Here is a 9,164-nt window from a genome sequence, read left to right as displayed (position 1 = left end):
TGGGCGTTGGCCGCCTCGGGACGGTTCAGCGTGATGACCGCGACGCCGTCGGCGGCCTCGTACAGGATCTGGTCCATTGCTGTCTCCTTGTCTGCCGGTCGTCTGCGGGGCGGCGCCGCCCGCCCATCAGGGGAGGCCCGCGCCGGGCACGGTGACGCGGACGGTCGCGATGGCGGAGGTGCGCGCCCCGGCGAGCTGCGCGGCGTCCCAGCCGTCGGCGGACAGCAGGAACAGGGGCCGCCGGTCGGCGCCGCCGAGCGCGCAGGCGACCGCCATCTTGCCGCCGGCGGAGACGCGGTCGGTGACCTCGCCGCCCGGCAGGACGCGGCGGAACTCGCGGGCGAGCGGCGAAGGCCGCCCAGACGGCGCCCTCGGCGTCCAGGGCGATCCCGTCCGGTGCGGCGTCCGGGGTGGCCGCGACGACGCGCCGCCCGCCGAGTTCCCCGTGGTCGCCGATGTCGAACGCGGTGAACCGCTTGGCCGTGGACTCGGCCACGATCAGCACCCGCCCCCGGACGGCTTCTGCCCCGGTGTCTCGAGCTTGAGCGTGGTCTCGCCGTCCGGCGTCGTCGTGTAGACGGCTTCGCCGTGCATGTCCGAGAACCACAGTTCGCCGGCGTGCCAGCGCGGCCCTTCGGTGAACACGAAACCGTCCGCGAGGAGTTTCGGGTCGCCGCCGCCCGGTTCCAGCGCCGTCATCCGATGGTCCTCCGCTCTCTCGGGTGCACGCCGCACCGGCCACCGCACCGGCGGCGCGCGCGGGAGATTCGATGCTGTGGTAACAGTCGAACGGTGTCAAGGCTCGGCGGGCGGCCCTCCCGGTGCGGCCGGGCCGGGGGAGGGCCCGGCCCGCGGGCGTGACGGGTCCGTGAGGCCCGAATGAGATAGATTGATGGACGCCAAAGTATTGGAGGTGGGTGCCGTGGTTCGGCATACCGCCGACTCGGCGGAGATCTTCAGGGCACTGGGGGACCCGGTGCGCCTGGACATCGTCCGGCGGATCGCCGCGGAGCACCGGCTGGCGTGCGGCGCCCTCGATGAGACGCTCCCCGTGTCGAAACCGACCATCTCCTACCACACCAAGATCCTCAGGCGGGCCGGGATCATCGACGTGCACAAACGCGGTCGGCTCTCCTTTTACTCGCTGCGGCGGGAGGCGCTCGGCGGGGTCATGGACGATCTCGCGGCCCTCGCCCCCGATCCCGGAGCGGCCGGTGCGGTTCCGCCGCACGACCGTCCCGTCACCCGGGGACCGGCGGCGCCGCGCGCGTCCCGCGCCCATGGTCACCTGGTGATTCCGGAGTTTCAGCGGCCGACAGCGGCGAAACAGTCGTGGTCGTCGGCCGCGGTGCCGAGGCGGTGCTGGAGTTCGGTGGTCACGATGGGGGCGACCTTCAGGGTGACGCCCCAGAGGAAGAAGCCGTGGACGATGCCGCGGCGCATGCCGAGCCACGCGTCGTCCCACGACGGCGCCTCGACCCCGGCGGCGCGCAGCCGGTCCAGGTAGTGGCGGAGCAGGTCCCGCTCGTGCCGCCGCCGGTCTTCGACGGTGAGCGTGGACGCGAGGTGGTATCCGACGTCGATGTACCAGGGGCCGCGCTGCACCAGTTGCCAGTCGAGGAACGAAGGGCGCCCCTCGCCGTCGAGGTAGAGGTTGCCGACGTGGGCGTCGCCGTGGACCACGGTCCAGGGCGACTCGGCCGCGGTCTGCTCGGCCAGCGCGCGGTACGCCGCGACGAGCCGTTCGGGGTCGCGGACGCCCTCGGGCACGCCCGCGCCGATGTCGCTCTCGAAGTTGCCCCGGATCTCCTTGACGCCCCGGCCCGCGAGGGTGGCGCCGAGCCGCGGCGCCAGCCAGCCGGCGGCGCCGATCGCCGGATCGCCCCAGGTCGCGGCGTGGAGCGTGGCGAGCTGCGCGAGGCTCTCGGCCGCCTGCTCGGGCGTGTAGTCGCTGGTGGCGTCGAGGAAGGTCGCGCCCTGGGCGACGACGTCCTCGGTGATGACCACGCCGTGGCCGGTCTCGGGATCGATGCCGGCGTACACGCTGCGCAGGGTGCGCACACCGCTGCGGGCCGCCAGGTCGCGGTAGAAGGAGACCTCGAACACGCCGGTGCGGCGTCCCGGCCAGCCCGCCTCCGAGAAGTAGCCCTTGACGCACAGGTCCGGGGACAGCCCTTCGGGGAGACCGGCCTCGCACTCGATCCTGAAGCGGGCGTTGGTCGAGATGCGGCTGACCACGGGACCGGGCGTGACCTTGCTGATCCGGACGCCCGGGAAGCGGTGGCCGAGCGCCGCGTCGAGCCAGTCCGGCGCCAGGACGTCGTCGAGTGCGGGCGGCGCGGGCGGCGGGGTGCGGGTGGGTGAGGACATGGGCGCTCCTCGGATCCATATTTTTGGAAATCTGAAATGGAAGGTAACATCGGCTCGGTGATCTGACCAGAGACCGGAGCGGGCTCGTCTCGCGGCGGGGTGACCGATGAACGCTCGCGAAATGTTCCGCAGGCCCGTCAGTTTCGGGTGCGTGGCGCCGCCGGACGCCGCGGGCGTCCGGGCCGCGGAGGAACTCGGCGCCGACTCGCTGTGGGTGGGCGGTCACATCGCCTCGGTCAATCCGAGCCCCGAGCCGATGGCGTGGCTGGCCCGCCTGGTCGAGCAGTCCCGGAGCGCCGTCCTGGGCACGGCCGTCGTGCCGCTGCCGCTGTATCCACCGGCGCTGATCGCGAAGCAGGCCGCCGACCTCGACCGCGCGGCGGGCGGCAGGCTCGCCCTCGGGGTCGGAGTGGGCGGCGAGTACGCCCAGGAGTTCTCGGCCTGCCAGGTGCCGCCGCACCAGCGCGGTGCGCGGGTGGACGAGGCGCTGCCGTTGATCCGGCGGCTGTGGGCGGCCGAGCCGGTCACCCATTCCGGGGCGCACTATCCGATGTCCGACGTGGTCGTGCACCCGGCACCGGCGCAGTCGCCGGGGCCGCCGATCATCGTCGCGGGCCGGGGACGGGCGGCGATGCGCCGCGCGGCGACGCTGGGCGACGGCTGGATGCCGTACATGTACTCGCCGCGCCGTTACCGGGAGTCCGTCGAGGAGATCACCCGGACGGCGCGGGCGGCGGGCCGCGACCTGAGCGACTTCGTCTGGGCGCTCTACCTGCCGGTCTCGGTCCGCGCCGACCGGCACCGCGCCCGCCGGGACGCCGCCGCGTTCCTCGGGGGGACCTACCGCCGGGACTTCGACGGGCTGGTCGGCGCCGTGACCGCGTCGGGAGAGCCGGGCGAGGTGGCGGCACGCGTCCGCGCGTACATGGACGCCGGCGCCCGGCACTTCGTGTTCCTCGACTGCCGCCGGGACGCGGGCGGTCTCGGTCCGCTCTTCGCACAGGTCGTGGCGGACCTCCGCACCCGCTGACGCGGTCTCCCGCGGGCCACCGGGGCCCGCGCCTCCGCCCCGTGCCGGACGGCGCGCCCGCACCGTTCGTTAGATCGAAAACCACAAAACTATTTACATGCCGAGAATGTCGTTCTACCGTTGCGCGTACTCGGGTTCCACCGTCCGACCAGGGGAGGCGTCCGTGCACGAAGGAGCGTTCGACGGCTTGAGGGTCGTCGAACTGGCGCAGTGGGTGTTCGTTCCGGTCGCGGGTGCGCTGCTGGCCGACTGGGGCGCCGACGTCGTCCGGATCGAGCGCCGCGAAGGCGACCCGTACCGCGGTCTCGCCACCCAGGGGATCGGGACGGACGCGGGCGGGGTGAACCTGTCGATGGCGCTGGCCAACCGCGGCAAGCGTTCCGTCGCCCTCGACCTGCGCCACGAGGACGGCCGGGCCGTCCTCGACGAGCTGCTGACGACCGCCGACGTCTTCCTCACCAACTTCCGACCCGGTGCGCTGCGGCGCCTCGGGCTGGACGCCGAGACGCTCGCCGAGCGGTTTCCCCGGCTGGTCTACGCGCGCGGCCACGGCTTCGGGGTCCGCGGGCCGCACGCCGACCGCCCCGGTTACGACTCGTCCGCGTTCTGGGCGCGCGGCGGGATGGCGCACGTCCTGACGCCGCCGGACCGGGCCGACCCGATCGGCCAGCGCGGCGCGATGGGCGACCGCAACGGTGCCATGGCGCTCGCGTTCGGCGTGGCGTCGGCCCTTCTGCGCCGGGAACGCACCGGCAAGGGCGGGGTCGTGGACGTCTCGCTCCTCGCCACCGCGATGTGGACGCTGTCCTCCGACCTGCTCTCCGCCCTCCAGGGGCAGCGGCCCCGCGCCGCGTCCGGCGACGACGCCCGCATCAACCCGCTCGTCGGCATCTACCGGACCAAGGACGACCGCCACATCCAGCTGGTCTTCCTCCAAGGGGACCGCTACTGGCTCGACTTCTGCGCACTGGTGGGACGGGACGACCTGGCGGGCGACCCGCGCTTCGCCGACATGGCGGGACGGCGCGAGAACCGCAAGGCGTGCGTCGCCGAACTCGAAGCGGAGTTCGCCAAGCGGACCTACGAGGAGTGGCAGGAGCTGCTCGCGGGGATCGACGCGCCGTGGGCGCCGGTGCAGGCCGTCGAGGAGCTCCTCACCGATCCCCAGGTCGTCGCGAACGGCTACATCGACGAGGTCGTCGACGACGACGCGTCCTACTCGCTCCCGACGGTGCCCGTGCAGTTCGACGAGCGCCCGCCGACGCTGCGCCGGGCGCCCGAGCACGGTGAGCACACCGAGACGGTGCTGCTCGAACTCGGCTACGACTGGGAGCGGATCGCCGAGCTCAAGGACGCCGGGGCCGTCCCATGACGGCGGCCGGTGAGAGCGCACCCGGTGCGCCCGGCGCGGCCGTGCGGCCCGTCCCGGTTCCGGACGACGTGTCCGCCCCGTACTGGGCGGCGGCGGCCGGGCACCGGCTCGTGCTGGCCCGCTGCTCCGCCTGCGCGGCGTTCGCGATCCCGCCCGACCAGATCTGCCCGCACTGCCACAGCTCGACGCCCGGGTTCGTGTTCGAGCCGGTCAGTGGCCGGGGTCGGGTGCGGTCGTGGACGACGATCCGGCAGGCGTTCCTGCCGGGTTTCGATCGGGACGTCCCGTTCGTGCTGGTGGACGTCGAGCTGGTGGAGCAGGAGGAGCTGCGGATGGTCGGGCGGCTCCTGGACGGCCCGGACGCCCCCGTGCGCCTCGGCGCGAGCGTGCGGGCGGCGTTCGAGGACGTCGCCCCCGGTGTCGCGGTCCCCGCGTTCGTCCTGGAGGGCGCGGAATGAGCGGCAGGTTCGCGGCGAGCAACAAGGTCGCGCTGGTCGGGTACGCGCACAGCGACGTCCGGCGGCACATTCCGCGGCCGCTGGGCGCCCTGGCCCTGGACACCGTGCGCACGGCGATCGCCGACGCCGGGCTGGAGCCGGAGCAGGTGGACGGGGTCGTCGCGGCGTCGCTGTTCCCCACGTCCGGCTCGCACGCCGCGGCCGACGGGACCAGCACCGTGACGGCGGGCTGGCTGGCCCAGCGCCTCGGCACCGACCCGCGCCACGTGTCGAGCTTCCAGGGGATCGGGCAGATCCCGGGCGCCGTCGCGACGGCCGTCAACGCGATCGCGGCGGGTGCCGCCGACCACGTCGTCATGTTCCGGGCGCTGCACAATCCGGCCGGGCGCTACCACGCCAACACCATGCGGGAGGCCGCCGGCGTCGACCAGTGGACGGTTCCGCAGGGGTTCTTCGGGCCGCTGTCGATGATCGGGCTGCCCTACAACGAGTACCTCCAGCGGTACGGGGCCGATCGGGAGTCGATGGCGGCCGTGGTCGTGGAGGCGCGCAAGAACGGGGCCCGGATCCCCTGGTCGTACTGGTACGGCAAGCCGCTCACGGCCGAGGAGTACCTGGCGGCCCCGATGATCAGCGACCCGGTGTGCCGGTTCGACTGCGACATCCCGGTGGACGGCGTCGCGGCGTTCGTGCTGACGTCCGCGGAGCGGGCGCGGGACCTGCCGCACCGTCCGGTGTACGTGTCGGGGTACGCGGGCGGGGCGAGCGCCGCCCGGCGGCTGCCGCTGCACTGGCCGCTCGACGACATCATGGACGGGGGAGAGGCGACCGTCCGGCGGCTGTGGGAGCACTCCGGAGTGAAACCGGAGGAGGTCGACCTCCCGCAGCTCTACGACGGTTTCTCGCCGTTCGTCTACTTCTGGCTGGAGCTGCTGGGGTTCTGCCCGCGCGGCGAGGCGCACCGGTTCGTCCAGGACGGGCGGATCGACGCCGACGAGCCGGACGGGCTGCCCGTGCTGTCGGGCGGCGGAGCCCTCGGCAACGGCCGCATGCACGGCGTCCCGCAGATGCTGGAGTGCTACCTCCAACTGTCCGGACGCGCCGGGGACCGCCAGCGGGAACGCGCGACCGTCGCGGTCGCCTGCCAGTCGTCACCGCACTACGGAGGCGCGGTCGTCTACAGCGCCGCACCTTTCTGACCCACGAGAGAAAGGACGAGCCGTTGACACTCCTGCCTCAACGCGGCTCATACATCGCCGGCAAATGGACGGACGGCGACGACGCGTTCGCGGTCGAGAACCCGGCGGACGAGTCGCACGTCGCGGACGTCGCCGCCGCCCCCGTCGCCGAGGTCGAGCGCGCGATCGTCGAGGCGCGCCGCGGCTTCGACGCCGGGGTGTGGGCGGACGCGCCCGCCCCGGAACGCGCGCGGGTGCTGCGCGCGTTCCTCGACCACATCGCGGGGACCCACGCGGCGCTCGTCGACACGATGATCGCGGAGGCGGGCCAGCCCCGCGTCTTCGCCGAACGCGCTCAGTTCGGCGCCGGGCTGGCGCTCTCGCGCGACACCATCGACCTCTACCTGTCGATGCCGCACGAGGAGAGCAACCCCGTTCCGACGGACGAACTCGTCCGCGACGGGGTACGGCTGAGCGTCCGGCGGCACGAGCCCGTCGGTGTGGTGGCCGCCATCACGCCCTACAACGCGGCGTTCCTGATGGGCCTGCAGAAGATCGTCCCGGCGCTGATGGCGGGGAACTCGGTGGTGCTGCGCCCGAGCCCGCTGACGCCGCTGTCCTCGCTGGTGTTCGGCGCGGCGGCCGAGGCGGCCGGGCTGCCGCCGGGCGTGCTGAGCGTCGTGGTGGAGCCCGGTCCCGCGGGAGCCGAGCTGCTCACCGGCCATCCGGCGGTGGACATGGTGTCGTTCACCGGGTCGACCGCGGTCGGACGGCTGATCCTCGGGCAGGCGGCGCCGACGGTGAAGCGGGTGGCGCTGGAGCTCGGCGGCAAGTCGGCGCAGATCTACCTGCCGGACGCCGTCGACCGGGCTGCGGCGGGCGCCGTCGCCGTCGTGGCGGCGACCGCCGGGCAGGCGTGCGTCGCGGCCACCCGCATGCTCGTGCCGCGGGACCGCAAGGACGAGGTGGTCGAGGCGGTGTCCCGGGCGTACGCGGGGATCACGGTCGGACCGCCGGCCGACCCGTCCGCCGGGATGGGGCCGGTCATCAGCGCCGCCCAGCGGGACCGCTGCGAGCACTTCGTGAAGCTGGCGGTGGAGCACGGCGGCAGGGTGGCGCACGGGGGCGGACGTCCGGACGGGCTCGACCGCGGCTACTACTTCCGGCCGACGGTCCTCGACCTGCCGGGCAACGACAACCCGGCCGCGCGCGAGGAGATCTTCGGGCCGGTCATCGGGATCATCGGCTACCGCGACCTCGACGACGCGGTGCGGATCGCCAACGACAGCGACTACGGGCTGTCCGGCCAGGTCTACGGCGCCGACGTCGCCGCCGCGACGTCCGTCGCCCGCCGGTTGCGGACGGGGGCGGTCAACGTCAACACCGGCATGTTCAGCGCCTACGCGCCGAGCGGCGGCTACAAGCAGAGCGGCCTCGGCCGCGAGCGCGGGCCCGACGGCATCCGCGCCTTCCAGGAAGTGAAGCACCTGGCCATCGGCGGGCTCCGCTGAGCTCGCCCGTCCAACCGAAAGGAAGCGGAAATGGCGTCCAACCTGAATCTGGACTGGCTGATCTCGGTCGACGACCACGTGCTGGAGCCGCCCAACGTGTGGGTCGACCGCGTGCCCAGCAAGGACCGCGACCGTGCCCCGCACATGGAGGTCGACGACGACGGCATGGACTTCTGGGTCTATGACGGCAAGCGGATGCCCAGCTCCGGCCTCAGCGCCGTGGTCGGGAAGGCGAAGGAGGAGTTCAGCCCGGAGCCGGTGCCCTACAGCGAGATGGCGCCCGGCTGCTACGACGCCGCGGCGCGCGTGAAGGACATGGACCGCGCGGGCATCCTGGCGTCGCTGTGCTTCCCGTCGGTGACGCGGTTCTGCGGGCAGCTGTTCTATGAGGCCGAGGACCGCGAGTTCGGGTTCACGTGCCTTCAGGCGTACAACGACTGGATGATCGACGAGTGGTGCGCGGCCGCGCCCGGCCGCTACATCCCGCTCGTCCTGATCCCGCTGTGGGATCCCAAGCTCGCCGCCAGGGAGATGGAGCGCTGCGCGGCCAAGGGCGCCACGACGTTCGCGTTCTCGGAGAACCCCGAGCCGCTCGGCCTGCCGACGATCCACGACCCGAACGGGTACTGGGAGCCGGTGATGGCGGCGGCCAACGACCTGGAGATGGTCGCGTCGATGCACGTCGGGTCGTCCTCGACGCTGCCGCAGATCTGCTCGGACGCGCCGTTCATGGCGAATCTGACGTGGGGTGCGACGCGCACCTCGGGGACGATGCTGTCGTTCCTGTTCAGCGGCCTGTTCCAGCGGTACCCCAAGCTCAAGATCGCGCTGTCGGAGGGCGAGGCGGGCTGGGCGCCGTACTTCCTGGAGCGGGCAGAGCAGGTCCTGGACAAGCAGCGTCACTGGGTCAAGCGCGGCACCACGTTCATGGACCACGCCGGCAGCGGCGAGGTGGTCGATCTGGACAACCTCGACCTGCGGGCCGACTTCGCGAACCACATCTACCTGTGCATCATCGAGGACGCCCACGCCATCGCCAGCCTCGGCGAGATCCCCGAGGACAACCTGATGTGCGAGACCGACTACCCGCATTCGGACACCACCTGGCCCAACAGCATCCAGGTGGCGCGCAAGACCATGGCCGGGCTGCCGGAGGAGACGCAGTACAAGATCCTGCGCGGCAACGCCGAGCGCCTCTACCGGTTCACCCCGGCCGAGCCGCCCGTCATCGCCGGGGTCTGAGCG

At 72.9% G+C, this 9,164-nt stretch carries 9 protein-coding genes and 2 pseudogenes; 7 read left to right on the top strand and 4 right to left on the bottom strand.

Features of this window, described 5'->3' with window-relative positions; translation table 11 throughout:
* Window positions 1-126 precede the first annotated feature (126 nt).
* The 3 genes and pseudogenes from BJF79_RS64615 to BJF79_RS64610 all read right to left on the bottom strand — a co-directional run bounded on the left by BJF79_RS64615 (window position 127) and on the right by BJF79_RS64610 (window position 699).
* A complete protein-coding gene (locus BJF79_RS64615) occupies window positions 127-276 on the bottom strand; it encodes a hypothetical protein (protein WP_262403535.1) in 150 nt (49 codons plus the stop codon).
* Window positions 277-406: 130 nt separating this feature from the next.
* Window positions 407-496: pseudogene (locus tag BJF79_RS68005) on the bottom strand (hypothetical protein); the annotation flags it as partial.
* Window positions 497-498: 2 nt separating this feature from the next.
* A complete protein-coding gene (locus BJF79_RS64610; protein ID WP_262403534.1) occupies window positions 499-699 on the bottom strand; it encodes an SMP-30/gluconolactonase/LRE family protein in 201 nt (66 codons plus the stop codon).
* Window positions 700-892: 193 nt separating this feature from the next.
* Here BJF79_RS64610 and BJF79_RS68000 point away from each other — a divergent pair.
* Window positions 893-1,150, top strand: a pseudogene (locus BJF79_RS68000) (ArsR/SmtB family transcription factor); the annotation flags it as partial.
* Window positions 1,151-1,305: 155 nt separating this feature from the next.
* On the opposite strand, the gene BJF79_RS45560 reads toward BJF79_RS68000, so the two are convergent.
* Window positions 1,306-2,370, bottom strand: a complete 1,065-nt coding sequence (locus BJF79_RS45560) for a phosphotransferase (RefSeq protein WP_075906884.1) — start codon at window positions 2,368-2,370, stop codon at window positions 1,306-1,308.
* Window positions 2,371-2,476: 106 nt separating this feature from the next.
* Between BJF79_RS45560 and BJF79_RS45555 the strand changes: the two genes are divergently transcribed.
* From BJF79_RS45555 to BJF79_RS45530, 6 genes are all read left to right on the top strand, one after another.
* Entirely contained in the window at window positions 2,477-3,400 is a 924-nt protein-coding gene (locus BJF79_RS45555) for an LLM class flavin-dependent oxidoreductase (protein ID WP_083734739.1), read from the top strand.
* 163 nt (window positions 3,401-3,563) lie between these two features.
* The gene (locus tag BJF79_RS45550) at window positions 3,564-4,772 is read left to right on the top strand and encodes a CaiB/BaiF CoA transferase family protein (protein WP_075906893.1); all 1,209 of its coding nucleotides are present in this window, start codon (window positions 3,564-3,566) and stop codon (window positions 4,770-4,772) included.
* Window positions 4,769-5,230: a Zn-ribbon domain-containing OB-fold protein gene (locus BJF79_RS45545; RefSeq protein ID WP_075906882.1), complete on the top strand. Its 462-nt coding sequence runs from the start codon at window positions 4,769-4,771 to the stop codon at window positions 5,228-5,230. Before BJF79_RS45550 ends, BJF79_RS45545 begins: the two co-directional genes overlap by 4 nt.
* Window positions 5,227-6,429: a thiolase C-terminal domain-containing protein gene (locus tag BJF79_RS45540; protein ID WP_075906881.1), complete on the top strand. Its 1,203-nt coding sequence runs from the start codon at window positions 5,227-5,229 to the stop codon at window positions 6,427-6,429. The genes BJF79_RS45545 and BJF79_RS45540 overlap by 4 nt, the downstream gene beginning before the upstream one ends.
* 23 nt (window positions 6,430-6,452) lie before the next feature.
* On the top strand, window positions 6,453-7,919 hold the full coding sequence (locus BJF79_RS45535) for an aldehyde dehydrogenase family protein (protein WP_075906880.1): 1,467 nt from the start codon (window positions 6,453-6,455) through the stop codon (window positions 7,917-7,919).
* Window positions 7,920-7,949: 30 nt separating this feature from the next.
* The gene (locus BJF79_RS45530; protein ID WP_075906879.1) at window positions 7,950-9,161 is read left to right on the top strand and encodes an amidohydrolase family protein; all 1,212 of its coding nucleotides are present in this window, start codon (window positions 7,950-7,952) and stop codon (window positions 9,159-9,161) included.
* Window positions 9,162-9,164: the final 3 nt, after the last annotated feature.

Source organism: Actinomadura sp. CNU-125 (assembly GCF_001942465.1).
Taxonomy (GTDB): Bacteria; Actinomycetota; Actinomycetes; order Streptosporangiales; family Streptosporangiaceae; genus Spirillospora.
The sequence above is the reverse complement of the archived record's forward strand: the minus strand, read 5'-3'. Positions and strand labels throughout refer to the sequence as shown.

What these genes read in the sequence shown, in the direction of transcription:
- BJF79_RS45560 (WP_075906884.1), bottom strand. Translation starts at nt 2,370, where the DNA reads ATGTCCTCACCCACCCGCACCCCGCCGCCCGCGCCGCCCGCACTCGAC.
- BJF79_RS45540 (WP_075906881.1), top strand. Translation starts at nt 5,227, where the DNA reads ATGAGCGGCAGGTTCGCGGCGAGCAACAAGGTCGCGCTGGTCGGGTAC.
- BJF79_RS45530 (WP_075906879.1), top strand. Translation starts at nt 7,950, where the DNA reads ATGGCGTCCAACCTGAATCTGGACTGGCTGATCTCGGTCGACGACCAC.
- BJF79_RS64610 (WP_262403534.1), bottom strand. Translation starts at nt 699, where the DNA reads ATGACGGCGCTGGAACCGGGCGGCGGCGACCCGAAACTCCTCGCGGAC.
- BJF79_RS45545 (WP_075906882.1), top strand. Translation starts at nt 4,769, where the DNA reads ATGACGGCGGCCGGTGAGAGCGCACCCGGTGCGCCCGGCGCGGCCGTG.
- BJF79_RS64615 (WP_262403535.1), bottom strand. Translation starts at nt 276, where the DNA reads ATGGCGGTCGCCTGCGCGCTCGGCGGCGCCGACCGGCGGCCCCTGTTC.
- BJF79_RS45555 (WP_083734739.1), top strand. Translation starts at nt 2,477, where the DNA reads ATGAACGCTCGCGAAATGTTCCGCAGGCCCGTCAGTTTCGGGTGCGTG.